At 63.4% G+C, this 24877-nt stretch carries 25 protein-coding genes; 13 read left to right on the top strand and 12 right to left on the bottom strand.

Features of this window, described 5'->3' with window-relative positions; genetic code table 11:
* Positions 1-137: 137 nt before the first annotated feature.
* The 6 genes from AC0L16_RS02530 to AC0L16_RS02505 all read right to left on the bottom strand — a co-directional run bounded on the left by AC0L16_RS02530 (position 138) and on the right by AC0L16_RS02505 (position 5300).
* On the bottom strand, positions 138-1262 hold the full coding sequence (locus AC0L16_RS02530) for a sugar ABC transporter substrate-binding protein (protein ID WP_473618816.1): 1125 nt from the start codon (positions 1260-1262) through the stop codon (positions 138-140).
* 299 nt (positions 1263-1561) lie between these two features.
* Positions 1562-2590 (bottom strand): HTH-type transcriptional regulator GntR, encoded by a 1029-nt coding sequence (gntR, locus tag AC0L16_RS02525; RefSeq protein ID WP_473618815.1) that lies wholly within the window; start codon positions 2588-2590, stop codon positions 1562-1564.
* A gap of 233 nt (positions 2591-2823) precedes the next feature.
* Complete coding sequence (locus tag AC0L16_RS02520) at positions 2824-3045, bottom strand: hypothetical protein (protein ID WP_473618814.1); 222 nt, start codon at positions 3043-3045, stop codon at positions 2824-2826.
* Positions 3046-3177: 132 nt separating this feature from the next.
* On the bottom strand, positions 3178-3588 hold the full coding sequence (locus tag AC0L16_RS02515) for an SRPBCC family protein (protein WP_473618813.1): 411 nt from the start codon (positions 3586-3588) through the stop codon (positions 3178-3180).
* Positions 3585-3908 (bottom strand): ArsR/SmtB family transcription factor, encoded by a 324-nt coding sequence (locus AC0L16_RS02510; RefSeq protein WP_473618811.1) that lies wholly within the window; start codon positions 3906-3908, stop codon positions 3585-3587. The genes AC0L16_RS02515 and AC0L16_RS02510 overlap by 4 nt, the downstream gene beginning before the upstream one ends.
* Positions 3909-4067: 159 nt before the next feature.
* Positions 4068-5300 (bottom strand): MFS transporter, encoded by a 1233-nt coding sequence (locus tag AC0L16_RS02505; RefSeq protein ID WP_473618810.1) that lies wholly within the window; start codon positions 5298-5300, stop codon positions 4068-4070.
* Positions 5301-5495: 195 nt separating this feature from the next.
* Here AC0L16_RS02505 and AC0L16_RS02500 point away from each other — a divergent pair, with 195 nt between their 5' ends.
* On the top strand, positions 5496-5783 hold the full coding sequence (locus AC0L16_RS02500; RefSeq protein ID WP_473618809.1) for a DUF3175 domain-containing protein: 288 nt from the start codon (positions 5496-5498) through the stop codon (positions 5781-5783).
* A gap of 321 nt (positions 5784-6104) precedes the next feature.
* Here AC0L16_RS02500 and AC0L16_RS02495 read toward each other — a convergent pair whose 3' ends face one another.
* Together AC0L16_RS02495 and AC0L16_RS02490 are read right to left on the bottom strand one after the other, a co-directional pair.
* Entirely contained in the window at positions 6105-6881 is a 777-nt protein-coding gene (locus tag AC0L16_RS02495; protein WP_473618807.1) for a FadR/GntR family transcriptional regulator, read from the bottom strand.
* Positions 6882-6983: 102 nt separating this feature from the next.
* On the bottom strand, positions 6984-7880 hold the full coding sequence (locus AC0L16_RS02490; protein WP_473618806.1) for an NAD-dependent epimerase/dehydratase family protein: 897 nt from the start codon (positions 7878-7880) through the stop codon (positions 6984-6986).
* A gap of 152 nt (positions 7881-8032) precedes the next feature.
* Here AC0L16_RS02490 and AC0L16_RS02485 point away from each other — a divergent pair, with 152 nt between their 5' ends.
* A complete protein-coding gene (locus tag AC0L16_RS02485) occupies positions 8033-8965 on the top strand; it encodes an NAD(P)-dependent oxidoreductase (RefSeq protein WP_473618805.1) in 933 nt (310 codons plus the stop codon).
* 390 nt (positions 8966-9355) lie between these two features.
* Here AC0L16_RS02485 and AC0L16_RS02480 read toward each other — a convergent pair whose 3' ends face one another.
* The 4 genes from AC0L16_RS02480 to AC0L16_RS02465 all read right to left on the bottom strand — a co-directional run bounded on the left by AC0L16_RS02480 (position 9356) and on the right by AC0L16_RS02465 (position 13962).
* Positions 9356-9826 (bottom strand): GNAT family N-acetyltransferase, encoded by a 471-nt coding sequence (locus AC0L16_RS02480; protein WP_473618804.1) that lies wholly within the window; start codon positions 9824-9826, stop codon positions 9356-9358.
* Between the two features lie 195 nt (positions 9827-10021).
* The gene (locus AC0L16_RS02475; RefSeq protein WP_473618802.1) at positions 10022-11758 is read right to left on the bottom strand and encodes an adenylate/guanylate cyclase domain-containing protein; all 1737 of its coding nucleotides are present in this window, start codon (positions 11756-11758) and stop codon (positions 10022-10024) included.
* Positions 11759-12015: 257 nt separating this feature from the next.
* Positions 12016-12837 carry a FadR/GntR family transcriptional regulator gene (locus tag AC0L16_RS02470; RefSeq protein WP_473618801.1) on the bottom strand — a complete coding sequence of 274 codons (822 nt, stop codon included), beginning with the start codon at positions 12835-12837 and terminating at the stop codon, positions 12016-12018.
* 135 nt (positions 12838-12972) lie between these two features.
* On the bottom strand, positions 12973-13962 hold the full coding sequence (locus AC0L16_RS02465) for a sugar-binding protein (RefSeq protein ID WP_473618800.1): 990 nt from the start codon (positions 13960-13962) through the stop codon (positions 12973-12975).
* 426 nt (positions 13963-14388) lie between these two features.
* On the opposite strand from AC0L16_RS02465, the gene AC0L16_RS02460 reads away from it, so the two are divergent.
* The 11 genes from AC0L16_RS02460 (at position 14389) to AC0L16_RS02410 (ending at position 24697) form a co-directional block, all read left to right on the top strand.
* Positions 14389-15129, top strand: a complete 741-nt coding sequence (locus AC0L16_RS02460) for an ATP-binding cassette domain-containing protein (RefSeq protein ID WP_029351636.1) — start codon at positions 14389-14391, stop codon at positions 15127-15129.
* A gap of 40 nt (positions 15130-15169) precedes the next feature.
* Positions 15170-16168: an ABC transporter permease gene (locus AC0L16_RS02455; RefSeq protein WP_292549144.1), complete on the top strand. Its 999-nt coding sequence runs from the start codon at positions 15170-15172 to the stop codon at positions 16166-16168.
* A gap of 175 nt (positions 16169-16343) precedes the next feature.
* The gene (locus AC0L16_RS02450) at positions 16344-17171 is read left to right on the top strand and encodes an AraC family transcriptional regulator (protein ID WP_473618798.1); all 828 of its coding nucleotides are present in this window, start codon (positions 16344-16346) and stop codon (positions 17169-17171) included.
* A gap of 151 nt (positions 17172-17322) precedes the next feature.
* Positions 17323-17766 carry an SRPBCC family protein gene (locus AC0L16_RS02445; RefSeq protein ID WP_077382931.1) on the top strand — a complete coding sequence of 148 codons (444 nt, stop codon included), beginning with the start codon at positions 17323-17325 and terminating at the stop codon, positions 17764-17766.
* Positions 17767-17797: 31 nt separating this feature from the next.
* Positions 17798-18592 (top strand): FAD binding domain-containing protein, encoded by a 795-nt coding sequence (locus AC0L16_RS02440; protein WP_473618797.1) that lies wholly within the window; start codon positions 17798-17800, stop codon positions 18590-18592.
* 48 nt (positions 18593-18640) lie between these two features.
* The gene (locus AC0L16_RS02435; RefSeq protein WP_473618796.1) at positions 18641-19123 is read left to right on the top strand and encodes a (2Fe-2S)-binding protein; all 483 of its coding nucleotides are present in this window, start codon (positions 18641-18643) and stop codon (positions 19121-19123) included.
* A gap of 15 nt (positions 19124-19138) precedes the next feature.
* Positions 19139-20506 (top strand): xanthine dehydrogenase family protein molybdopterin-binding subunit, encoded by a 1368-nt coding sequence (locus AC0L16_RS02430; protein WP_473618795.1) that lies wholly within the window; start codon positions 19139-19141, stop codon positions 20504-20506.
* 1 nt (position 20507) lies between these two features.
* On the top strand, positions 20508-21512 hold the full coding sequence (locus AC0L16_RS02425; RefSeq protein ID WP_473618794.1) for a xanthine dehydrogenase family protein molybdopterin-binding subunit: 1005 nt from the start codon (positions 20508-20510) through the stop codon (positions 21510-21512).
* Positions 21513-21521: 9 nt separating this feature from the next.
* The gene (locus AC0L16_RS02420) at positions 21522-22418 is read left to right on the top strand and encodes an AAA family ATPase (RefSeq protein ID WP_473618793.1); all 897 of its coding nucleotides are present in this window, start codon (positions 21522-21524) and stop codon (positions 22416-22418) included.
* Positions 22419-22673: 255 nt separating this feature from the next.
* The gene (locus AC0L16_RS02415; RefSeq protein ID WP_473618792.1) at positions 22674-23810 is read left to right on the top strand and encodes a vWA domain-containing protein; all 1137 of its coding nucleotides are present in this window, start codon (positions 22674-22676) and stop codon (positions 23808-23810) included.
* The gene (locus AC0L16_RS02410) at positions 23810-24697 is read left to right on the top strand and encodes an amidohydrolase family protein (RefSeq protein ID WP_473619132.1); all 888 of its coding nucleotides are present in this window, start codon (positions 23810-23812) and stop codon (positions 24695-24697) included. Before AC0L16_RS02415 ends, AC0L16_RS02410 begins: the two co-directional genes overlap by 1 nt.
* Positions 24698-24877 lie beyond the last annotated feature (180 nt).

The following is a 24877-nucleotide window of genomic DNA, read 5'->3' as shown; positions in this document are numbered from 1 at the left end:
CCGCCCCCCCCCCCAAATCGCGTTTTTATAGCCCATCCCTGCTGACGCGCTCACCCCCACCGCCCCGCCCCCCCCCCCACGGCGTTTTTCACGGGGCCCCGGCGCGGGGGTATACCCCGGGGCGCCGAGCGATCAGCCTACTGGTTCTCCTTGCTCTGGCCCATGATTTCCTGCGCGGTGAAATTGATGCCGCAGGTCGGGAAGGAATTGCCGACGAAGAAATTGTCGGACTGGTCGGGGAAATAGTCCTCGCCCTCCTTGAGGTTCGGATCCTCGACGATCGCCAGCGGCAGCTTCACCGCCTGCGGGATGACTTGGCCTTCGAGCGCGGCAATCGCCGTCTTGATGGCGACCGCCACCTGGGCTGGGCCGGTTCCGGCCGACGAGCACTTCAGCCCGTCTGCGGCAAACTTGGCGCAGAATTTGCGAAAGCCATTCTCCGTTTCGCCGCCGAACGGCACGAACGGATGCTTGGCGTCGATCATCGCCTGGACGATGCCGGTGTCGCCGCCCTGCCCGGTGACGCCATCGAAGGGACCGTTGGTGGCGATCGCGTCGGCAGTAGCCTTTTGCGCCACGCCGTCGTCCCATTTGCCGACGACTTCGGTAACCTCCCACTTCTTGCCGGAAGCGTCGAGGGCCTCATGGATGCCGTTGTGGCGGTCGGTGTCGACCGACGTGCCGGCAACGCCGCGCACCTCGAGGAGCTTGCCGCCATTGGGGATATGCTTGATCAGCCAGTTGGCCCACAATTCGCCAAGGCCTTTCTGGTCGACATTGACGTTGATGGCGTCCTTGGTGTCGAGGATGTTGTCGAAGGCGACCAGCACGACGCCGGCTTGCTTGGCGCGCTTGATGACCGGACCGAACGCCGTCGGATTCTGCGCGTTGACGACGATCGCGTCATAGCCGGAATCGATGAAATTGTTGATCGCCGAAATCTGCGCCGGCACGTCTTCGCCGGTCGACACGACTTTGAATTCCTTGAGCTTGGCCGCGACCTCCGGCTGCGCCGCATAGGCCTTCGCCGTCTGCACCATCTGGATGCGCCAGGTGTTGGCGATGTAGCCATTGGCGAGCGCGATGCGGTATGGGCCTTCCTTCTTGGGGAACTTGAAGAACTGCGTGTCGGCCGCCCATGGCGCGAAGCAGTCCGGCTCGGCGGACGGGCCCTTGACGATTTCGGCTTCGGCGAGCGCCGACGAGCTCAGCATGACGAATGCAGTGGCGGCAACGATGCCACCAACAAGTGACTTGAACATCGATATTCCTCCCAGTTGCAGTTTTTGATTGTGCTTACGCGTCTCGCACGTCCGGCCCGGCACCTCCCGCCTTGCCCTTCGCGCCTTTCAGGCGGCCGAATGCCGACCCGATCTCCTCCCTTGTCGCTCGGCTAAGCGAAGTAAAAACTATCATATTATACATAATAAACAAGCATGAGCTGTCGCTTATATATAATAAACAGACTTCGGTCTTTGCCGCGAGCTTCTTCCCAAAGGCAGATGGTAGCGCTACCCATGACGCCGTGTAAAGCGGCATTTCGCGATACCTGCAAGCGCTTTCAGCGGGCAGTGCTCTCGCGGCACTTGAGTTCGAAGCCGAGATCGACGACCGGGTCTTGCGGCCGCTTGCCTGCAATCGCCGCGAGCGCCATGGCGACTGACAGCCGGCCGATCTCGTAGCGAGGCGTCCGGATGCTGGTGACGGAGGGAAAAGCCACTTCCATCATGTCGAGATCGTTGAAGCCTGTGATGCCGATCGTCTTCGGCACGGCGATCGAGGCGCGGTGGCACTCGAACAGTACGCCGAGCGCAATGTCGTCATTGTTGCAGAAAACTCCGTCCAGCGTCGGAACCTTGGCCAGCGCGTCACGAAATAGTTCGCGCCCGAGCGTCACGCTGGACGGCACCGGCGTGGTCGTGATCAGCCGCGCTTCGAACAGACCGGCGGCCTCCATCGCCGCGCGATAGCCGGCCAGCCGCCGCTGCGAGCGTGGGTCCATGCGCGCGCCGATGAAGCCGACGCGGCGATAGCCCATTTCGATCATGTGCTCAGTCGCCGCCTTGCCGCCGTCGAAATGCGAGAAGCCGACCATCATGTCGACCGGATCGGGCCCGGTCTCCATGACCTGCACCACCGGGCAGCCGGCCGTTTCGAGCAGCCTTCGCGAAATTGGCGTCTGGTCGATGCCCGCCACGATCAGCGCCGCCGGGCGCTGCGGGCCGAACACCTGCAGCAGCCGTTCCTCCTCGAGGCCGGAATAATGGGTGTTGCCGAGTTGGATGCGGTAGGAACTGTCGGAAAGGCTGTCATAGATGCCGCGCAGCACTTCGGCAAAGACGCTGTTGGTGAGCGACGGCACCAGCACGCCAAAGACCTCGGCGCGCGCCGAAGCCAGTGCTCGCGCATTCGGGTCGGGCAGATAGCCGAGTTCATCGACAGCCGCCTGGATCTGGCGGCGCAGATCCTCCGAAACGCGCCCCGGCTCGCGCAAGGCGCGGGAGACGGTGATGGCGCCGACGCCGGCCTTGCGCGCGACATCGGCGATCGTCGGACGGCCGCCGCCGCGGCGCGAGCGCGGTTTGGTCATAGCCTTGTCCCGAACGCGGCGCCTTCACCGAAGCGCGGCCACGAAATGCTGTTCAGCGTCTTTGCCACTGTCGCCATGCCAACCCGAGTTGCCGACCCGTCTGGCGTCGCGCAGCCTTACCCCATTGTCAAGCGAACCGGGCGGGACAGCTACCCGAACTCGGGTAGCGCCATAGTTGGAATTTCGGCTGTGGGTGGTGAGCGGGCGTCTTGTCGTCCACCGTGCTCAGGCTTCTACGCCGTACGTCGTCCGCTGCGCCAGTTCGTGGCATAGGGCAACGCGAACAAGTAGAGACCGCTGAGCATGAGCAAGCCGAGCGGGATCAGCGGCATGAGATATACCCAGTAGGCGGGGTCGACACCTACACCCAAGGTGATGAAGATGGCAGCGACGACCGCCGTAAAAATGATCGACAGCCAGCGGTGGAATTGCCGAATCCACTTGTTCCAGTTCATGAGCACCTCCTCTGAAGACGAGTTGATGCGGATCGGGCGACCCGCTTGGCGGCTTTTTTGCTACCTTGTTTCGTTGGCGGACGTCTTGTTGGGCATGGCGTTCGCCCGCAGATGCCCATGGCGCCGGCACGGCTATCGTATCCGCGCCAGGACCTGCTCCAGCTTCGCAAAGAACCGCTGCCACCCGTGTTGGGCGCCCTGGTAGTACTGCTGCTGATCCGGCCGGAAGCCCAACTGCTCCATGCGCAGACGGGTCCCTGTGGTCGTAGGGGTGAGCGTCCACGTGACGACACTTTTGAGATCCTTGGTATCCCACGTGTAAGACAGCGTCTTGTTGGGCTCGACTGCCTGGACCTGACAGTCGACCGTCCCCCAGTCCGCGCTCAGATTGAAACGGTGCCCCTCGTCTGGCTTGAAATCGTTCTTCATCAGCCACTCCTCGATCAGCTGTGATTGGGTGAGCGCGCGCCAGATCTTTTCCGGCGGAAAAGCGACCTCCCGTTCGACAACGACGGCGCGTGTTTCGGTCTCGGTATTGGTCATTGGTCCATCCTTTTGAGCAGATCTTCGAGGTGGTCGAACCGGCTTTGCCAGAACCCAGCCATTTGGTTTGTCCAGTCGGTCAGCGGCGCCAAGGCGCCAAGCTCCGCGCTGTAGTGCGTGTTGCGGCCTTCATGGCGGTCGCGCACCAACCCGGCCAGCTTGAGCACCCCAAGATGCTTTGACACGGCCGGTTGCGAGACCCCGGCCCGAGCGGTCAGGGCCGCGACGGTCTGGTCTCCGTCGCGACACAGCCGCTCGAAGATGGCCCGTCGCGTCGGATCGGCAAGCGTCTTAAAGAGGATCTCATGGGGCTGTGACATGGCGATCGATAACTCTCTGGCTATTGGAAAACCAATAACCGCCGAGATATGTGTAAGTCAAGCAGGAACGTGGCCGGCATCCGCGTCTCAGGGGCCACCGCCATGTCTCTTCCATCGCTCTGGCCAGCGGCAGGCCAGACGCGCGGTCCGTGCTCCGCTTCAGGCCATCGCCGCGGCACTGCCCCGTGCCTTCCACAGCAGCAGCACCATGGCCGCTATGTTCAGCAGGTTCCAGGCGATACCGTTGAGGAACGCGGCGGCGTAGGAGCCGGTCAGATCGTAGATCCAGCCCGACATCCAGCCGCCGATTGCCATGCCGAAGATTGTTGCCATGATGACGATGCCGACGCGCTGGCCGGCCTCTTTGGCGGGCATGTATTCGCGCACGATGATGGCATAGCAAGGCACGATGCCGCCCTGCGACAGGCCGAAGACCAGCGAGACGACGTAAAGCGACGCGAGCCCGTCGAAGGGGATGTAGAACAACAGCGACAGGGCTTGCAGCACCGAGCCGATCAGCAGGGTTTTCACGCCGCCGATGCGATCAGCAAGGAACCCGGACGCCAGCCGGCTGACGACGCCCGCCGCCATCATGATCGACAGCATGTCGGCGCCTCGCGCCACGCCGTAGCCGAGATCCATGCAATAGGCGACGATATGGACCTGCGGCATCGACATCGCCACGCAGCAGCCAAGGCCGGCGACGACGAGCAGCACCTGCAGCGCTGCCGGTGACAGCGAGATCGGCTGGACCGGCCGGCTGCCGGGTGAACCGGGAGCGGCGGCATGTGGTGCGCCGCGCCTGAGCAGCAGGATCAGCGGCAGCATGGTGGCCAGGCAGACGACGCCGATCGCGGCATAGGTGAAGCGCCAGCCCTCGCTCTGCATGAAGTAGGGCATTGCCAACGGCCAGATCACCCCGGCGAGATAGCTGCCGGCGGCGGCAGCCGTCACCGCGACGCCGCGGCGGCGGTTGAACCAGTGCGAGATGTCGGCGATCAGCGGCCCGAAAATCGCCGACGTGCCGACGCCGATCAAAAGCCCCTGGACAAGGGTGAACTGCAGCACCGAAGTGGTCAGCGACGCCAGCAGGAACCCGGTACCGAGCGTCACCGAGGCAATGAGCGCCGGTATCCAGTAGCCGATGCGGTCGATGGCGCGGCCGACCAGCACATTGCCGACGGCGAAGCCGATCATGGTCGCGGTATAGGGCGTCGAAGCGGCGGCGCGATCGACGCCGAATTCGGCCTGCATGGCGGGCAGCACCACGACCACCGCCCACATACCGACACCGCCGATCGTCGCCAGCAGCATCGAGATGCCGAGCCGCAGCCAGGCATAGGCGCTGTCGATGCCGGGGCTGCTTGCCTGGCTGGAGGCGGTTGTGGTCAAGGCGTTTCCTGTCCGCGGTTGTGCGCAAGTCGACGGGTTCGACACCACTATCGGCAGGATTGGCGGCGCCGTGCAGCACCACATCGCGCAATTGCGTGGCTCCAGGGATTTGAGCTGCAGTGGAACGGTGGCCGCCGTCCCGGAGTTTTTCATCAAACTTGCCAACAGGCCAATAGAAGGAAGAAGGAGTTTGTCATGACCGCGAAAAGAAAATGGTCGGCCGAGGTCACCGAGCACAGCGATGCGCTGGACCTCGAGGAACATATCTTCGAATCCCACGACCCCAAGAAGATCGCAGCCTCGTTGAAGCGATCGGCCGAGCACAGCGACCGGCGTAAAGCCGAGCCGTTCCAGTCAGCCATGTCGATGCTGAATTTCTACATCAACCGCGCCGGCACGAACCTGCCGGCCAGGCAGAAGAAAGTGCTGGAGGATGCCAAAAACGAACTGCGCGCAGCATTTGGGCGCCCGAGAGAAGACTGAGCAAGGAGCGAAGCGACGCGGCGCAGACGCTGGGAGCCATTCCGTTACATCGAGCGCTGCTGCGGTGCAGAACCTTTGATCGCCGAGGGACAGCGCCCAGCCAATCCCAAAAAGAGGCCCGGCAGCAATTGGCCGGGCCGCCTGTGTCCAGGCTATGGTTCAACCGCAAATCCAGATCTCGCCTTTAAGGGAATGCCTGAAACGGAAGCCTGGTTTCTGACCGGTGCGCTGGCCGATGCCGACAAGGAGATTGCGAAAGGCGAGATTGCGAACGGCGGAGATAGATCGAGGTGAAGCGCTGCAGTGGTCCGGCGCGCTTTTTCAGCGCGACTTGATGACGCTGTCGGTGTTGGCCAACAGCTTGCGCACCGCGTTTCGCGCCGCATCCGGCCGCTGCAGGCGGATGTTCTTTTCGATCGCCTCGTGCAGCTTCTGCGCGTGCTGCAGATCGTCCACTTCCCGCGTCGTATAGGCGAACAGATGATCGAACGCCGATTCGATCAGCACGCCGAGCGGCACCAGGAGGTCGTTTCCCGAGGCGCGCAGGATCGCCAGATGAAAACGGGTGTCGGCGCGGGTGCGCTCCTGCAGCGTCGTCGCCGCGCCCATCTCCCGGCAGGCCCGGCTGATCTCGGCCATCTGCTCGTCTGTGCGCCGCATGGCGGCAAAGGCGGTCGCTTCTGGCTCGATGATGTGGCGGAACTCCTGCACCGTTTTCAGGAACACCTCGCGGTCGGGCGATGTCGCGTACCAGGCCAGCACGTCGCGATCGAGCAGGTTCCAGCGCTCTTTCGGCTCGACCCAGCTGCCGATCTTCGGGCGCGAGGCCAGCAGGCTCTTGGCCATCAGCATCTTGATCGCTTCGCGCACCGCCGAGCGGCTGACGTCGAAGGTCTCCGACCATTTGGCTTCATTGGGCAGGATGGTTCCCGGCGGATAGTCGCCGCGCACGATCCTGAGGCCGATTTCATTGGCCAGCGACGCATGCACGCTCGACCCAGGCATACGCGCCGCGTCGGCGCGACGCACGACTGCCGCGCGCTCGGCCGACGCGGCCTTGGCCGGTGTTTTTCTCTTATTCGGCTTGCCGTCCCGCATGCGTTCACAAAGTCCGGATTCCGAAAGCTGTCAAGCACGGGAAAAGCCTCGGGCTGCAAAGCCTGCTTCTGTGCACAGATCAGCCCGGATGCATCGACCCCGTCATGTCGTTTTGACGTATTTCCGCCAGCTGTGTTCCGGGCGGAATCCGAGCATATCCCGCGCCTTGCGGTTGGAGAGCAGCGTTTCGTATTCACCAAGTTCGCCCTTGACCGGCACGCCGGGATAAAACCGCTTCAGCAATTCGGCCGTCGGCAGGTCGGACGAGGTGTCGTCATTGGCGGCGTTGAACACCTGAAAGCCGAGCCCGTCCTTTTCGATGGCGCGCAACGTGATCTGGCCAAGGTCGCGCGCGTCGACATAACTCCAGGCGATCCGCTTGCGGAAACCCGGATCGGCGAACCATTTCGGGAACAGCGAATATTCATGCGGCTCGATGACGTTGCCGATGCGCAAGGCGTAGATGTCGATGCCGCTGCGCAGCGCGAAGGCGCGCGCCGTCTTCTCGTTGACGATCTTCGACAGCGCATAGCTGTCCATTGGATCGACGTCGTAGTCCTCGTCGAGCGGGAAATGTGTCGGATCGCGCGGCTCGTTGGCGAAAACCAGCCCATAGGTCGTCTCGCTGGAGGCGATCACCACCTTGCGGATGCCGAGCTTCACCGCCGCCTCGATGACATTGTAGGTGCCGAGCGCGTTGATGCGGAACACCTCGTTGTCGGGCGTGATCATGATGCGCGGGATCGCCGCGAAATGCACCACGGCATCGACCGGCTGCGCGCGCAGCGACGGGTCGAATTCATGCAGGCCCATATAGCTCGACAACGCATTGAACACCTGTCCGCTGTCGGTGATGTCGGTAATCAAGGTGCGCACCTTGGGATTGTCGAGCGGCCTGGTATCGATGTTGAGCACCTGGCAGCCCTGCTCGATCAGATACTGCACGACGTGACGCCCGGCCTTGCCGCTGCCGCCGGTGAACATGATCCGCTTCGTCATTTTGCTCTCCACATTCCCCAAGATTCATGTGTATTGTCAGACAATATCGAACTCTGCAATCGTCTGCCACGGCCTGCGGCAAAAACCCGCTTCAACAATTCGCCTGCCGAAGTGCGACGCCGTCATCGAGACCGCAACAGGGATTACACGACATGAACACCACCGCCGCGAGCGAAAAGATCGGCTTCATCGGCCTTGGCCTGATGGGACACGGGATCGCGAAAAACATCGTCGACAAGGGCTATTCCCTGACGTTTCTCGGCCGCAAGAACCGCGCGCCGGCACAAGACCTGCTTGGCCGCGGTGCGAAGGAAGCCGCGACCTCGCGCGAGGTGGCAGCGGCATCCGATATCGTTTTCATCTGCGTCACCGGCTCGCGCGAGGTCGAGGCTATCATCCGCGGGCCGGGCGGCCTCAAGGAAGGCTTGAAGAAGGGTTCGGTGGTCGTCGATTGCTCGACCTCCGACCCGACCTCGACGGTGGCGCTTGCCGCCGAACTCAAGGCGATCGGCGTCGACTATGTCGATGCCCCGCTCAGCCGCACCCCGAAGGAGGCTTGGGAAGGCACGCTCGACGCCATGGTCGGTGCATCCGACGCGGTCTTTGCCCGGCTGATGCCGGTGCTCGACACCTGGGCCGGACGTATCGTCCATATCGGCGACACCGGCGACGGCCACCGCATGAAGCTGCTCAACAATTTCATCTCGCTCGGCTATGCGGCGATCTATTCCGAGGCGCTGGCGCTGGCGCAGAAGGTCGGCATCTCGCCGCCGCGCTTCGACAGCGTCATCCGCAACGGCCGCATGGATTGCGGCTTCTACCAGACTTTTATGCGCTGGACGCTGGAAGGCGACCGCGACGCGCACAAATTCACCATCGCCAACGCCTTCAAAGACCTCACCTATCTCGAATCGATGGCCGGTGCTGTCGGCATCGCCAACCCGCTTGGCAATGCCACCAAGAACGCCTTCGCTGGCGCATTCGCCGCCGGGCCGGCCGATCAGTATGTGCCGATGCTGGCCACGCATATCGGCAAGATCAACGGCGTCGACCTGACGCCGCCTACAGCGCCACGCGTCCGATAGGACGCGCAATGAAGGCTGCAGAGCCGACATGGAATTTTCATGAGCCCAAAGCCTGATTCATTGCAATAGAACCAGGCGCTATGCTCCTGTTTGATCGTCATCTTCCGAACCGAACCTTTAGGACTATCATCTATGGGCAAACCCGATCAGCCAGCGCAAATGGCCAAGATGGGTAGAATGTTGCCATTCGTCTCGTCGATGAGAACGAGCAAGTGGCGCCATCTCCGGACACCCGCGAATACCGCCACGAAGGTCCGACTCGACGGGGAGCGGAAGTTCAGGGGAACTTTGGAGTATTGTTGTAGTTCGAGATGGCTTGGTTGAATCTCCAGCGTCTTCTGACCTGGACGAGAGCAATTACCAGCAGCGGGCGACCCCTTTGATCTCTGCTCAGAGCGTCTTGCTCATCATCAGGATCGGCACCGGAGCGCCGCCACGGTCATCGACGAATTTCTCGGCGGGATGATAGCCGCAGGCTCGATACAGTGGCTCACCTGCCATTGTGGCTGCCAACTCGACACGAGCAAAGCCCTCGGCCTTGGCTGCATTTTCACAAAGCGAAAGGATCAGACGACCGACACCGCGTCTGACAAAGGCCGGATGGGTATACATGGCTCTGACCCGCGCCGCGTCGTTGGCGGGGTCAAGCAGCGTCGAATTACGCCCGGGCGACTGATCCCCACCATACATGGTCGCGCGCCGGCTCCAGCCCCCGCAACCTGCCAGGACGCCGTCGTGCTCCACGACGAAATAGGTGCCGTCATCGACAAGCTGCGTGTCCAGCCCCATGATTGCGCGGCTGGATCGGATCTGGGCGTCGTCAAGAAAGGGCTTTTGGAGTTCGGCGATCGCCGCATCCATAAGCGCGGTGATGGCCGCGAGATCCTCGCGTCGCGCGATCCGATGCCGCAAGTCTCCGTCGGCCATGTCAAGCACACAGCGATGGGAAAAAACGCACGATATGGCGAATTTCGTTCCGGCAGAAGACCAATGTTTGCCGCTGCGGCAGCCTTGGGGCGCCTGTCGACAGCAGGCCTGGGGTATATCCAACGCGAGTCATTCCGGAAGCCCCGCCAGGCGATAGCCCTCCACGATATGCCGCCGCACGTCCTCGGCCGGGAAAGGCTGCGAAGCCGACCAATGCCGGATTGTGAAGTGCGGATTGCTTATCATGAACATTTTTGCTTCCCAGCGCGCTTCCTCCAATCGGCCAAGTTGCGCAAGGCTTGCCGCAAGCAGGCGTCGTGAAGTCGCGCGATAAGTTTCAGGCCTGCGCAGCGTTTGAACCGCGGATTCGTAGTCGCCGATGGCATATTGGGCCTGACCCAGCATCCAGTAATACCAACCGGGCGGGTGAGGGTTGAGCCGGAGCGCCCTGCGCACCTGCTCTATGGCCTCGGCTGGCCGGCCCTTTTCTGTCGTCAGTTCAGCCTGCATCGCCCAGGCGTCGGCGTGATTGGGATCCAGCTTGTGGGCAGCGTCGAATTCGGCATCCGATTCCGCCCAGCGACCCTCATGGCCCAATATGACGCCCAATACCCATCGGTTTCCGGCGTCGTTCGGGTCGAGTTCGACCGCCTGCTGTGCTTCGGCAAGCGCCGTCGCCCGGTTGGGATCCATCGGTTCGTCCCAGAACTCCCAGCCCAGCCAGAGATTGAGTGCCAGCCACCGGTGGGCCTCCGCATATTCCGGATCGAGCGCGATTGCCCGATTCAGCAGGAAAATGGCTTCTTTCGCGGTGATCGCCGTTTGCAGGCCCAGGGCACGCGCACGCACACAGAGATCATAGGCCTCCAGATTGCTTGGTCTGTTGCGCACTGGCGCGGCGATCAGGCGGCCCACCAGGGCCTCGACAATCTTGCCGGTCACCTCGTCCTGGACGGCGAATATGTCTTCAAGGCTCCGGTCGAATCTTTCGGCCCAAAGGTGGTCGCCCGAGATCGCGTCGATCAGTTGAGCGTTGATACGCACCCGTCCGGCGGCCCGCCGTGCACTACCTTCAAGGAGATGGCGCACTCCCAGTTCGCGCGCGATTTGACGCACATCTATGTGCCTTCCCTTGTATGCAAATGCCGAGTTGCTGGCGATGACGAACAGCTCGCTCGTCCTCGAGAGGTCCGTGATCAGGTCTTCGGTGAGGCCGTCGACAAAAGCCTCCTGCTCCGGATCGTTGCTCATGTTCGTAAAGGGAAGGACGGCTATGGAGGGCTTGGCGGGAAGCGGGAGCGGCGCTTTCTCCGCCGGCCCGCCATCTTCCGACGCGGCCGACAACCGAATCCGGTAGACGGACACCGGTTCGGCGACGTTCTTTATCGCTTGCGGACCAAGTTCGTCGAAGCCGCAATCAATCTTCCGCTTGACTTGGTCATAAACGCTGCCGGAGACGCAGATATCTCCTGCCCCGGCCATTGCCTGAAGTCGCACGGCGACAACGACGCCGTCGCCGAACAGATCGCCGTCCTCGACAACGACATCGCCCAGATTGATGCCGATATGCAGGTTGATTTGCCGGCCGACAGCCAAACCTTCGTTCGCGGCCGCCATCCGCTTCTGGAGCTCGACGGCGCATGACACGGCGTTCACCGCGCTTGCGAACTCGACAAGAACGCCATCACCCATCACTTTTACGACACGGCCTTGGCGGTCGCGGACCAGTGGTTCAAGGATCTCCTTCCGCCGCCCCCTTAACGCGGACAACGTTCCTTGCTCGTCCATGTCCAGAAGTCGACTGTAGCCCACCACGTCGGCAGCCATGATGGCTGCAAGACGGCGTTGGGCGCGTACTTCGGACATTTCGCATTTGCTTTCACAGAAAGCAGGGCAACGGATTGTATTGACGCCCATTTCAAAAGTCTATCAGGCTGGACTTAGAAAACGGGTTTGCCAAGCATCCAAGTCGGGTGAGCCAATGGCCGATTTCCCGCTTGATCTGGTCGTTCGTCGGCCCCAATGAGAACGTCGCAGAAGGGTCATGGGCCGGAGTTCGGCCGAGCGCGAACGAGTTTCCGCTTAGAGCCGAACTCGGCCGTTCAGAGCGATTGCGTTTGACCTTACCGCCGCGACCGCCCGATAACCTCGTCGGTGTTGGCGAGCAGCCTGTGCACGGCACTCCTTGCAGCCGCCGGCCGCTGGAGGCGGATGTTCTTCTCGATCGCCTCATGCAGCGCCTGCGCCCGAGGCTGGTCGCTGGTTTCGCGCGTGACGAAGACGAAGAGATGATCGAGCGCCGATTCGATCAGCACGCCGAGCGGCACCAGCAGGTCGTTGCCCGAGGCGCGCAGGATGGCCAGGTGAAAACGCGTATCGGCGCGGGTGCGCTCCGGCAGCGTCGCCGCCTCGCCCATCTCCCGGCAGGCCTGGCTGATCTCGGCCATCTGCTCGTCGCTGCGCCGGATCGCCGCAAAGGCGCTGGCTTCCGGCTCGATGATGTGGCGGAATTCCTGGACGGTGCGCAGGAACATTTCGCGATCGGGCGCCGTCGCATACCAGGCGAGCACGTCTCGGTCGAGCAGGTTCCAGCGCTCTTTCGGCTCGACCCAGCTGCCGATCTTGGGGCGTGAGGCCAGCAGGCTCTTGGCCATCAGCATCTTGATCGCTTCGCGAACCGCCGAGCGGCTGACGTCGAAGGTTTCGGACCATTTGGCTTCATTGGGCAGGATGGTTCCCGGCGGATAGTCGCCGCGCACGATCCTGAGGCCGATCTCGTTGGCCAGCGACGCATGCACGCTCGATCCGGGGATCAGCGCCGCGTCGGCACGGCGGGCGCCGGCCGGGCGGCCGACCGGCGCCTTGACCGTGGCCCGTGCCTTGACCTTGGCCCGTGCCTTGACCGTGACAGTAGTAAGTTGCTTTTTCGATCTGGCGTCCGACATCCATGTTCCCCGGCACAGGCTGAACTCAAGGCGCGACAAAGCAGGAGCGGTTCGCCCCAGCCACGTCACCTCGTAGATTTTCGTGAACCGGCGTGACGGGGCGCCCGTCGAGCGGACGCCCCGAAAACTGCGAACCTACTTCTGGATGCAGGTATCGACCGTATCCTTGGTGCACTCGTCGAGACCGGTGAAGACCGGATCGGCAACGGGCTTGCCTTCGACCAGGTCGATCATCACCGAGGGCGCCTTGTAGCCCATCTCGAACGGCCGCTGGCCGACCAGCGCGGTCACCAGACCCTCCTTGGCAATGGCCACCTCGTCACCGATCGTATCGGCGGCGCCGATGACGAATTCGTTCTTGGCGATCTTGTCGGCCATCGGCTTGAACAGGTCGCGATAGGGCTGCGGCGCGCCGAACAGCGGCCAGCCGCCCATGATGCCGAAGGCGTCGAGATCGGGATTGGCGGCGAGGATATCGGTCATCGCCTGCACGCCCTTGGCACCGTCGTCATTGGTGAACACCGGGCACCCGGCAACCTCGGTCCAGCCGCCCTCGCCGGCGAGCGCCGGGAGATCCTTCTGGCCTGAAAGCGCGTCGCGCATGCCCTGGGCGCGGCGCAGGATGTTGTCGGCCGCCGGATTGCCTTCGATGGTGCAGATCTTGCCACCGTCCGGCTTGCCCTTCTTGATGTACTCGCCGATCTTGTAGCCCATCAGGTAGTTGTCGGTGCCAAGATAGGTCTTGCGCAGCGCCGCATCTTCCTTGCTGAGGTCGGCGTCGAGCGTCATGATCGGAATCGACGGATTGGCGCTTTTGATCGTCTGCGCGATCAGCGGCGCGTTGGACGGCGAAATCGCCATCGCTACCGTGTCGGGCTTGCTCAGCATATCCTGGACGATCTGGGCTTCGCCAGCCTCGTCCGAGGTCGACGCCGGACCGGTGTAGAAGCACTCATATTCCGAGTCGGCGTTTTCCTTGTTCCATTTCTGGCAACCCTGGTTGATGGCCTCGAAGAACGGATTGTCGAGCCCTTTCACCACGATGACGAGTTGTTTCTTGGCCATGGCCGGCCCGGCGCCCAACGCCAGCATGGCGACGGCAGCGAGCAATAGTGATTTCCTCATTTCAGTCCTCCCTTGAAACAGACGGACACGGCGTGCCCGCCACACAGACCAGCCCGGATGCGCGATGACAGAGGTTCGTTTCGCGAGCGCTCGTGTCGTCAAGCCGGGCCGATAAGTATTGCCAAATGCGGTTGCAGACCAGCGCGATAGGGACGCTGCCGGATCCTCGACCGATAAACCTCCGCCTGCTCAGCCCCGGCGAACCGGGTCAGGAGATCGGCATAATCTCCTCCGACGCTTAGCTAATATCGGCTTGCGACGGACGTCAATTGCTATTTGTCCTACAAAACGGATTTTTCGAAAGAAGCCGCTGTTGACGGCAAGGGGGCATGTGCGTAAATGGGCGAAAGCGCGGTTCCCGGGAGGAGCTGGGAAGAGCGAGGTCGCGGCAGGACCGCAGGCCGAAAGCACGGAGGAAGCAGTCTGGTGTCGGTTCTCGAACTCGCCAACATCTCAAAACATTTCGGCGCCATCCAGGCCGTCAACGACGTTTCGCTGTCGATCGAGGCCGGACAGGTGGTCGGGCTGATGGGCGACAACGGCGCCGGCAAGTCGACGCTGGTCAAGATGATCGCCGGCAATTTCCGCCCGAGCCATGGCACGATGCAGATGGACGGCAAGGAACTGATCCTGCACAAGCCGGTGGAGGCGCGCCAGCACGGCATCGAGATCGTCCACCAGGATCTGGCGCTGTGCAACAATCTGACGGCCGCCGCCAATGTCTATCTCGGCCGCGAGCTGCGCCGCGGCGTCGGGCCGTTTCGCATTCTCGACTACGCCGCGATGTACAAGCGCGCCGGCCAGATTTTTGCCGTGCTGAAGTCCGAAACCCGCCCGCGCGATCTGGTCAAGCAGATGTCGGGCGGCCAGCGCCAGGCGGTGGCGATCGCCCGCACCATGCTTTCGCAAGCCAAGATCGTGCTGATGGACGAGCCGACGGCGGCGATCTCGGTCCGGCAGGTCGCCGAGGTGCTGAACCTGATCCGCCATCTGCGCGACCAGGGCATTGCCGTCGTGCTGATCAGCCACCGCATGCCCGACGTCTTTGACGTTGCCGACCGCGTCATCGTCATGCGGCGCGGCCGCAAGGTCGCCGACAAGACGATCGCGTCGAGTTCGCCCGAGGAAGTCACCGGGCTCATCACCGGCGCCATCGAACAGGTTTGATGCCAGCCGGTTTCACCACGCAAGCAGATAAAGGTCGACGATGGCAGTAACTCTTGACCAGACGATCGCGCAGAAACAGCACACTTTGCTGACCAGGGTGTTTGCCAGCCAGACCTTCTGGGTGGTGATCGCGGTCATCCTCGCCTGCCTGTTCCTGTCCGTCGCCACCGATTCCTTCGCCACGACGAAGAACCTCTACAACATCACCCGCAACATCACCTTCGTCGCCATCGTCGCGCTCGGCATGACCTTCGTCATCATCACCGGCGGCATCGACCTGTCGGTCGGCTCGGTGCTTTGCCTGTGTTCGATGGTGCTCGCCGTGACCATGCATGCCGGCTACGGCATTGAGATCGGCATTGCCGCTGCGATCGCGACGGCGCTGATCATCGGCGCCTTCAACGGCATCCTGATCGCCTATCTCGGCTTTCCGCCCTTCGTGGTGACGCTCGGCATGCTGTCGATCGCGCGCAGCCTCGCCATGGTCGCCTCCAACAACACCGTCGTCTTCCAGTTCGGGCCGGACCACGACAAGCTTCTGGCGCTCGGCGGCGGCGCCTTTGTGTTCGGCATCGCCAATCCGGTGCTCTACATGATCGTGCTGGCGATGATCACCGGTTTCGTGCTGCGCTGGACGAAATTCGGCCGGCACATCTTCGCCATCGGCGGCAACGAGCATGCGGCGACGCTGACCGGCGTTCCGGTGCGCCAGATCAAGGTCGCGGTCTACATGATCTCGGCGCTGGCGGCGGGTCTTGCCGGCATCATCCAGACCGGCTGGCTGGGCGCCGTCACCACCAATCTCGGCAACGGCATGGAGCTTCAGGTCATCGCCGCCACCGTCATCGGCGGCGCCAACCTGGCCGGCGGCATGGGCACGGCCTTTGGCGCCGTCGTCGGCGCGGCGCTGATCGAAGTGATCCGCAACAGCCTTGGCCTGCTCGGCATCAACGCCTTCTGGCAGGGGGTGTTCATCGGCGGCGCCATTCTGATGGCGGTCCTGTTCGACCGGCTCCGCAATTTCAGGCGCAACGAATAGGCCGCAGGTCACGCGCGCTATTCGTTTTCGTTGCTATCGCTCAGTCTGAAAATCGGCCGGCACGCCGCGCGGCCGGCGCCAGGCGCGCACATGCGCCTTGACGCAGGCCCGGACTGAGCCGCACTATCCCGATTGCAGGCGAAGGGAGGCCAGTCGCCTGCGGGAGGATGTACCCATGACGGAAGCGATCAGGCTCTACTGGGGCCGGTTCGGACATGTTTCTGTCCTGAACGTCGCCAGCGACTTCGTCACCCATGCCCATGTCGAGGCGCATATCATCATCTGGCTGGAAGGCACGGCCGGCGAGATGACCATCGGCCGCGAGACGGTGCGGCTTGGGCCTGGCACCGCCGCCGGCATCAATTCCTTCCAGCAGCACAGCCACGCTTTGTCCCGCGACGGCCGGCCCGGCCTGTTCCTCGCCTTCTACATCGATCCGGACTGGGCGCGCCGGCGCCGCGACCTGCCGTCGACCGCGCCGCTGTTTTCAGCACCGGCGATCACGCTGGAGCCGTGGCTGCACAAGGCGGCAGCCAATCTTCTCGACCATCTCAGCGACAATGAGAGCATCGACGACATCGCCAATTACGAGATCGAGCGCTTCATCGACAGCGTGCTCGACGCCGCCCACGCCTCGGCGCCACAAGTGGCGCGCGCCCGCGTCCACACCGTACAGGATTTCCGTGTCCGCAAGGCGATCCACCTGATGAAGGCCAATGTCTGCGAACGCATCTGCTTCGACGAGGTGGCGCGCAGCGTCGGCCTTTCGCGGCCGCATTTCTTCGCGCTGTTCAAGGAGCAGACCAATCTGACGCCCAATGTCTACTGGAACACGCTGCGCATGGAGGAAGCGGTGCGGCAGTTGCAGTGGTCGCAGGAACCGCTGATCTCGGTCGCCTGCAATCTCGGCTTCACCACGCAGGGCAATTTCTCGCGCTTCTTCCGCGACCATGTCGGCGTTCCGCCGACACTCTATCGCGAGGCGGCGCGAGCCATTTCCTGAGGCATTTTCAGACTGCCCGCTTTTAGACTGCCCTTTTTCAGGCTGCCCGTTTTTTTCAGACTTATTGATAGGCGTTCAAGACGCATTGATAAGCGCCCTCGGGCTCGCCGCCCTACCCTCGCGACACAGATATTTGCAAGGGATCGATCATATGGCGAAAGTCACCATCTCCAGCGTCATCGACGCACCGGTCGAAAAGGTCTGGGCGCGCATACGCGACTTCAACGGGCTGCCGAGCTGGCACCCGCGCATGGTCGAAAGCCATATCGAGGACGGCAAGGACGCCGGAGCGATCGGCTGCGTGCGCAATTTCCAGCTCGCCAGCGGCGCTCGCATCCGCGAGAAGCTGCTCGACTTCTCCGACGACAATTTCCTCGTCAGCTACTCCATCCTGGAGACGCCGCAGCCGCTGACCAACCACAAGGCGACGCTGCAGTTGCGCCGGGTCACCGATGGCGACCGCACCTATGCCGAATGGACCGCCAGCTTCGACGCAGCTCCCGAAGAAGCCGATAAATTGGCCGAAGGCATGGGCGCCAACGTCTTCCAGGGCGGATTTAACGCCCTGAAGACCCATTTCGCCGGTCAAGGTTGAACTGAATGGGGCTCACAGACAGGAGCGTTCCATGGCGCTTGCACTGCAGACTTTCTCGACGGTCAAGGGCGCCAATGCGGCGCTGAAAGCCGCTGGCACCCGCTATCTCGGTGGCGGCACGCTGGTCGTGCGCGCCGCCAATGAAGGCGACGTTTCGGTCTCCAGCCTCATCAGGTCGACCGAGCCGGCGCTGTCGGCCATCACCGTTTCCGGCGGTAAGGTTCGCGTCGGCGCTTCGGTGACCATGGCGGCGATCGCTCGTCACCCGGATCTGTCTTCCCTTGCTCACGCGGCGCGTGCCGTCGGCGGCCCGGCGATCCGTAACATGGCGACGGTCGGCGGCAATCTCTTCGCCCCGGCGCCCTATGGCGATTTCACCGTCGCGCTGCTGGCGTTGGATGCAATTGTCAGCACCGAGGGCGGCGAGTTGCCGATCGAAACCTTCCTGGCCATGCGCGAAAGCAACCACGCCATCGTCACCGCGGTCGGCTTCAGCTTGCCAGTCGACGGCGGCTTTCGCTTCCTGAAAGTATCGCGGGTCAAGCCGAACGGCGTCTCTGTGCTGAGCATCGCCGCCGTGCTGGAACAGGCGCCGGACGGAACCGTGTCATCCGCGCACATCGCGCTTGGCTGCATGGCCGACCGGCCGATGCGCGTCAAGGCGGCGGAGAAGGCGCTGCTCGGCAGGAAACTCACCAGCGATGGCATCGCGCCAGCGCTGGCCGTCGCGAGCGACGGCACCTCGCCCATTACCGATCCGATCGCCAGTGCCTGGTATCGCAACGAAGTCCTGCCGGTCCATCTCGGCCGGCTCTTGCTCGCCTGAAAGCCGATGGCGCGCATGTCCGCCTGGCTGCGGCGCAAGGAGTAAAAGATGGCAAAGACCCCGGTTCAGTTCACGCTCAACGGCGCGGAGAAGGCCGAATTCATCGACAGCGGCACGACGTTGCTTCATGCACTGCGCGACAAGATCGGCGACACCTCGCCGAAGGGCGGCTGCCATCAGGGCACATGCGGCGCCTGCTCGGTCATCATCGACGGCGAGCTCCGGCTGTCCTGCCTGACGCTCGCCGAAACCTGCAACGGTGCGGCGATCACCACGACATCGGGGCTTTCGCAAGGCGGCGTGCTGCATCCTTTGCAGCGCGCCTTCCTCGATGCTTTCGCCACCCAATGCGGCTTCTGCACGCCGGGCATGATCATGGCCGCCAAGGTGCTGCTCGATCACACGCCGGACCCCAGCCGCGACGAGGTGGTCGAGGCGCTGTCGGGCAATATCTGCCGCTGCACCGGCTACGAGCCGATCATCCAGGCGGTGCTGACCGCCGCGCGATCCAATTCGCAGAACGCGGCTTGAGGGGGAGTCGAAAAGATGGAACTCCGCAAGAGCTACTTCGCCGACCAGCGCAAGGACGATCTGCACGAGATCGGCCAGCCACGGCCGCGCTCCGATTCGCCCGGTCACGTCACCGGCAACACCGCCTATTTCGCCGACCGCAATTTTCCAGGCATGCTGCATCTGAAGATGGTACGCAGCCCGCATCATCACGCCCGCATCCGCAGCATCGACACTTCAGAGGCGCAGATGCACCCGGGCGTGGTGAAAATCCTGACCGCCAAAGATGTGCCGCACAATGTCTACACCATCCTGATCCTGATCCAGATCGGCCCGGAGGACGAGACGGTGCTGGCCGACGGCAAGGTGCGCTGGAAGGGCGAAGCGGTGGTGGCGGTGCTGGCCGAGACCGAGCGGGCCGCCCAGGAAGCGGCGGCCAAGGTCAAGGTCGACTACGAGGTGCTGCCGGCCGTCTTCGACATGGAAGAAGCGCTCAAGCCCGGCGCGCCTGTTGTCAACGAATATCACGGCCGGAACTATTACCTCTATGACAGCGGCGAATGCCGCAAGGTGCGCTTCGGCGATGTCGAGGCCGGTTTCGCCGGCGCCGATCATGTGCTCGAACAGACCTATCAATCGTCGCCGATCGAGCACGCGCCGACCGAGACGACCGGCTGCATCGTCGCGCCGGAGGGCAACGACCGCTTCACCTGCTACACCAACACGCAGGCGATGTTCTTCACCCTCGACAACGCCTCGATCATCCTGCAGACGCCGGGCAACAAGTTGCATTTCGTCGGCGGCACCGTCGGCGGCGGCTTTGGCGGCAAGGTCGACGTCATCGTCGAGCCGATCGCCATCCTCGGCGCCAAGCTGACCGGGCGGCCGGTCTCCTTCATCTACAGCCGCGAGGAGGAGATGCAGATTTCCTCGCCGCGCGCCGCCGAAAAGGTCGTCATCAAGGACGGCGTCATGAAGGATGGCCGCATCGTCGCCAGAAAGGTCGCCGGTTACACCGATGCCGGCGCCTATTCGCGCCATTCGCCCTATGGCGCGCAGAAGGGCGCCGGCCACTATCCCGGCCCCTACACCATCCCGAATGTCTGGATCGACACCTACTGCGTCTACACCAACCGCACGCCGTCCTCCGCCATGCGCGGCTTCGGCGTCGCCATCGGCGATTTCGCGCTGGAGGTGCAGATGGACAAGCTCGCCCGGCTGATCGGCATGGACCCGCTCGAATTCCGTTTCATCAACGCCTACCGCGACGGCGACATGAAGGCGCATCGCCAGCCGACGGAAGGGGCGGCTCTGATCGAGTGCATGCAGGAAGCCTCGCGCGCCGCCAATTGGCCGGTGGCGGAGAAGTTCATGGCGATGTCCTCTTACGCGAAGGGAGCTTGAAATGGCGATCAGGCGCGGACGCGGCGTCGCCGCGATCAACTATCCGACCGGCATGAACCTCGGCGGCGACCCGACCCAGGCGCTGGTCCATTCGACGCCGACCGGCAATTTCATGGTGACGCTGTCGAGCGTCGATCTCGGCCAGGGCATGAAGCAGATCATGGCGCAGATCTGTGCCGAGACGATCGGTGTGCCGACCGACCGCGTCGTCGTCGACACCGCCGACACCGACACCGGCCCGCACTGCATGGGCACCTTCGCCTCGCGCGGCACGCACCGCGCCGGCAACGCCGTCATCCAGGCCGCCAGGGAAGCCCGCCAGGTGATGCTGGAAGTGGCGGCAGAGGAGCTGGAAGTGAATGCCTCGGACCTCGAGACTGACGGCCAGGGCAACATCCTGGTCAAGAGCGCGCCGCAAAGATCGATGTCGATCTTCGATGTCGCGCTGTCGGCGCATTTCAAACGCGGCCGCTCGATTTCCGGCCGCGGCATGTTTTTGATCCCGCGCTCATATCCCGAGAAAGAAACCGGCGCGATGAAGCCGTCGACCTGCTACGCGCATGCCTGCACGGTGGCCGAGGTCGAGGTCGACGACGAAACCGGCGAGGTCACCGTGCTGACGGTGAAGAACGTCTTTGAGATCGGCCGCGCGCTGAACCCGAAAATGGTCGAGCAGCAGCTCGTCGGCGGCTCGTGGATGGGCATCAGCCACGCGCTCTACGAGACGACCGAACCCTATTACCCCAACCGCGATCATGGCGGCACCGACTTCAACCAATATCTGATGCCGGGACCAGGCGATCTTGCGCAAACCGAGATCATCGTGCTGGAGAGGCCCTCGGCCGACGGACCCTTTGGCGCCAAGGGGCCGGGCGAAATGTGCGCCAACCCGCAAATCCCGGCGGTCGCCAACGCGGTCTTCGACGCCGTCGGCGTGCGCATCGACATGCTGCCGATCACGCCGGAACGCATCCTGCGGGCGCTGAAGGCGCAAGCCTCGAACTGAGTGTTGGAAATGCAAAAAAGAAGCGCCCGGGCTAGAAGCGCCGACACTGTCGCCATCTCGCCGGAGGCGGTGGCATCACGCCTCGCCGCCTCGCGCTATCTGGCCGATGAAAGCCTGGCCACCGCCATTTTCCTGGCGATCCGACTGGGCAAGCCGCTGCTGCTCGAAGGCGCGCCAGGCGTCGGCAAGACCGAAGCGGCCAAGGCGATAGCTGAACTGCTCGGGCGCGACCTGGTGCGGCTGCAATGCTACGAAGGCATCGACGCCGCACACGCGCTTTACGAATGGAACTATCAGCGCCAGTTGCTCGCCATCCGCCACGCCGGCGAGCATGAGGTCGACATCTATGACGACCGTTTTTTGATCGCGCGGCCGCTGCTGCAGGTGCTGAAGGCGCCGGAAAAGCGCGTGCTTCTGGTCGACGAGATCGACCGTTCCGACCATGAGTTCGAAGCGCTGCTCCTGGAATTCCTTTCCGATTTCCAGATCAGCATTCCCGAGCGCGGCACCATCCGCGCCAAATCGCAGCCGATCGTCGTCCTGACCTCGAATCGCACCCGCGAACTGGCGGAGGCGTTGCGGCGGCGCTGCGTCTACCACTGGATCACCTATCCCGACGCCGAGCGCGAGGCTGCTATCATCATGCTGCGCGCCGGCGACGTCGCCAACGCCACGGCGCGCGCCGTGGCTACTGCCGTGCGCGACATCCGCGCCCGCCCGCTGGCCAAGCCGCCGGGCATCGCCGAAGCGGTCGAATGGGCGAACGCCGCGACGATCCTCGAAAAGGGCGGCAGCCCGTGGCCGCAAGCGTTCCGCCGCGCCATTGGCGTGCTGATCAAGGACGAGGAGGACCTATCCTACATCGCCCCCGAGCTTGGCCGGATCGTCGAGGAGGCATTGGCGTGACGGGTGGCGTCGATGATCCCTGCTCGCTTGTTGTTTCGCGGGAACCGTCGACGCCGGCGGGACAGCGCCCCCCTCTGTCCTGCCGGACATCTCCCCCACAAGGGGGGAGATCGGACATCGCATATGTTTTCCCTAGTCGCGAACGTTGCAGGGTTCGCGCCGTCGGCGAAGCTGCAAATTTCCCCCCTTGTGGGGGAGATGCCCGGCAGGGCAGAGGGGGGCGCGAAGGAATGCAACGGTCGGAGTACATCTGCCATGGCGCCCGACTGTAGCTTGCCCCGCGCCGCAGCACCCTTGCTCGGCTTTGGCCGGCTGCTGCGCCGCTACGGCTTTCCGGTCGCGCCCGAGCAGGTGTCAGGCTTCATGCAGGCGGTGACGCTGCTCGGGCCGCGCTCGATGGCCGATATCCACGAGGCTGCCCTGGCCACGCTGGCGCCGCCGCCCGACCGCCGCGACAAATTCGAGGTGCATTTTCAGAGCTATTTCTACGGCAACACCGCGGCCGTGGTCGAAGGCGAGGCCGACGAGGAAACCCGCATCAAGGATGACGGCGGCGCCAGCGACGAAGAGAGCGAGGTGGCCCGCCAGGAGGAAGGCGGCGCGCTATCGTCCGGCGCCGAACAGTTGAGCGCCCGCGACTTCCGGCGCGACGGCGACGGGCTTGCCGCCTTCCGCCGCAAGCTCGTTACCGCCCTACCCGCCCGCCGCTCCTTCCGCACCGTGCGCACGCACGCGCGCGGCAAGCTCGATCTGCGCCGCTCGCTGCGCGAAATCGTCAGTGCCGACGGCGATATACCGTCGCCGCTGCTGCGCCGCCGGCAGACCGTGCCGCGCAAGCTTTTGTTGCTGATCGATGTGTCCGGCTCGATGAAGCTCTACACATCGGACTATCTCAAACTGGCGCATGCAGCGGTGCAAGGCGCGGACCGGGCTGAAATTTTCACCTTCGGCACGCGGCTGACCCGCATCACCACGCCGCTGCGTATTCGCGACCGCGACCAGGCGCTCGCCCGCGTGGCAGCACTGGTCGACGACTGGGATGGCGGCACCCGCATGGGACCGACGCTGCTCGCCTTCCTGTCGGTGCCGCGCTTTTCCGCATTCGCGCGCGGGGCGGCGGTGGTCATCCTGTCGGATGCGCTGGAGCGCGGCGACCATGCCGAGCTTGAAATGGCGATGCGCCGGCTGAGCGCCCGCGCCTTCCGGCTGTCGCTGGCGACGCCGCTGGCCGGCGATCCGCGTTTCCGGCCGGCGACGGCAGCGCTTCGCGCCATCCTGCCGCTGCTCGACGATCTGGTCGACGGCTCTTCGATCGCCGGTCTCAGCGATTTCATCCTGTCGCTCGCCCGCCCCGCTCCGGCGGCGGCAGCAATCTGGAAGAGGGTTTCATGATGAAAAAGGCGATCGACGCGCATTTCCACATCTGGCGCCAGGAGGATCAGCCCTGGCTGCGCGGACCGATGGTGCCGCGCATCTTCGGTCCCTACGAGCCGATCCGCCGCGACTACCCGATCGAGGAATTCCTCGCCGATCAGCAAGGCTCTGATATCGAGAAGGCGGTCTATGTCCAGACCAACTGGGCGAAGGAGGATTTCGAGAAAGAAGTCGCCTTCCTGCAGACGACGGCTGACGAAACCGGCTGGCCGCATGCCATCGTCGGCTATACCGACATGACGGTGGACGACGTGCGCCATCAGGTCGACCGGCTAGTAAAATACAAGCTGCTGCGCGGCGTGCGCATGCAGCTCCACTGGAACGAAACGCCGGCCTTCCGCTTTGCCGCGTCCGCCGATCAGGTCGTCGACCCGAAGGTGCGGGCCAATGTGGCGCGGCTGAAGGACTATGGTCTGTCCTTCGACCTGCAGCTTTTCCCGGCTCAGATGAAGGACGGGCTGACGCTTGTCGGCGAAAATCCTGAAACCAATTTCATCCTCACCCATGCCGGCATGCTGACCGACATGTCTGAGGAAACCACGCAAGCCTGGAAGGCCGGATTGCGCACGCTCTCAGCAGCGCCAAACTTTTACGCCAAGCTGTCCGGCCTCGGCACCTTCATCCACCGCAACGACCCGGCGCTGGTCGCCTACATCATCGACAACGCAATCGACATCCTCGGCAGCGACCGTCTGATGTTCGGCTCCAACTTCCCGATCGAAAAGCTGTGGACCAGCCATGCCGAACTGATCAAGGCACACCGGGAGGCGGTGGCCAAGCATGGTGCGGCGGCAGAGGCGGATATTTTTTGGAACACGGCGGAGCGTGTGTATCGGCCGGTGTGACGCGCTGACTTCCCCTTCTCCGCTTGTGGAAGAAGGTGGCCGAGCGAAGCTCGGTCGGATGAGGGTGCTGGACGGATCGCTACGTCGAAGCGTAAGCACCTAACCCGTCTTCGCCGATTGAGCCGATTTTGAAGGGACCGAATCAATAGAATCAGAGTGTTAGACTAAAAGGTCTTCACT

This window comes from Mesorhizobium sp. WSM4848, assembly GCF_055811375.1.
Note: the sequence above shows the minus strand (reverse complement) of the source record. Positions and strands in the feature narration are given on the sequence as shown.

Bases quoted from the DNA above. Each gene is read 5' to 3' on its own strand.
- AC0L16_RS02530 (WP_473618816.1), bottom strand. From the start codon at position 1,262: ATGTTCAAGTCACTTGTTGGTGGCATCGTTGCCGCCACTGCATTCGTC.
- gntR (WP_473618815.1), bottom strand. From the start codon at position 2,590: ATGACCAAACCGCGCTCGCGCCGCGGCGGCGGCCGTCCGACGATCGCC.
- AC0L16_RS02520 (WP_473618814.1), bottom strand. From the start codon at position 3,045: ATGAACTGGAACAAGTGGATTCGGCAATTCCACCGCTGGCTGTCGATC.
- AC0L16_RS02515 (WP_473618813.1), bottom strand. From the start codon at position 3,588: ATGACCAATACCGAGACCGAAACACGCGCCGTCGTTGTCGAACGGGAG.
- AC0L16_RS02510 (WP_473618811.1), bottom strand. From the start codon at position 3,908: ATGTCACAGCCCCATGAGATCCTCTTTAAGACGCTTGCCGATCCGACG.
- AC0L16_RS02500 (WP_473618809.1), top strand. From the start codon at position 5,496: ATGACCGCGAAAAGAAAATGGTCGGCCGAGGTCACCGAGCACAGCGAT.
- AC0L16_RS02495 (WP_473618807.1), bottom strand. From the start codon at position 6,881: ATGCGGGACGGCAAGCCGAATAAGAGAAAAACACCGGCCAAGGCCGCG.
- AC0L16_RS02490 (WP_473618806.1), bottom strand. From the start codon at position 7,880: ATGACGAAGCGGATCATGTTCACCGGCGGCAGCGGCAAGGCCGGGCGT.
- AC0L16_RS02485 (WP_473618805.1), top strand. From the start codon at position 8,033: ATGAACACCACCGCCGCGAGCGAAAAGATCGGCTTCATCGGCCTTGGC.
- AC0L16_RS02480 (WP_473618804.1), bottom strand. From the start codon at position 9,826: ATGGATGCGGCGATCGCCGAACTCCAAAAGCCCTTTCTTGACGACGCC.
- AC0L16_RS02475 (WP_473618802.1), bottom strand. From the start codon at position 11,758: ATGTCCGAAGTACGCGCCCAACGCCGTCTTGCAGCCATCATGGCTGCC.
- AC0L16_RS02470 (WP_473618801.1), bottom strand. From the start codon at position 12,837: ATGTCGGACGCCAGATCGAAAAAGCAACTTACTACTGTCACGGTCAAG.
- AC0L16_RS02465 (WP_473618800.1), bottom strand. From the start codon at position 13,962: ATGAGGAAATCACTATTGCTCGCTGCCGTCGCCATGCTGGCGTTGGGC.
- AC0L16_RS02455 (WP_292549144.1), top strand. From the start codon at position 15,170: ATGGCAGTAACTCTTGACCAGACGATCGCGCAGAAACAGCACACTTTG.
- AC0L16_RS02450 (WP_473618798.1), top strand. From the start codon at position 16,344: ATGACGGAAGCGATCAGGCTCTACTGGGGCCGGTTCGGACATGTTTCT.
- AC0L16_RS02445 (WP_077382931.1), top strand. From the start codon at position 17,323: ATGGCGAAAGTCACCATCTCCAGCGTCATCGACGCACCGGTCGAAAAG.
- AC0L16_RS02440 (WP_473618797.1), top strand. From the start codon at position 17,798: ATGGCGCTTGCACTGCAGACTTTCTCGACGGTCAAGGGCGCCAATGCG.
- AC0L16_RS02435 (WP_473618796.1), top strand. From the start codon at position 18,641: ATGGCAAAGACCCCGGTTCAGTTCACGCTCAACGGCGCGGAGAAGGCC.
- AC0L16_RS02430 (WP_473618795.1), top strand. From the start codon at position 19,139: ATGGAACTCCGCAAGAGCTACTTCGCCGACCAGCGCAAGGACGATCTG.
- AC0L16_RS02425 (WP_473618794.1), top strand. From the start codon at position 20,508: ATGGCGATCAGGCGCGGACGCGGCGTCGCCGCGATCAACTATCCGACC.
- AC0L16_RS02420 (WP_473618793.1), top strand. From the start codon at position 21,522: ATGCAAAAAAGAAGCGCCCGGGCTAGAAGCGCCGACACTGTCGCCATC.
- AC0L16_RS02415 (WP_473618792.1), top strand. From the start codon at position 22,674: ATGGCGCCCGACTGTAGCTTGCCCCGCGCCGCAGCACCCTTGCTCGGC.
- AC0L16_RS02410 (WP_473619132.1), top strand. From the start codon at position 23,810: ATGAAAAAGGCGATCGACGCGCATTTCCACATCTGGCGCCAGGAGGAT.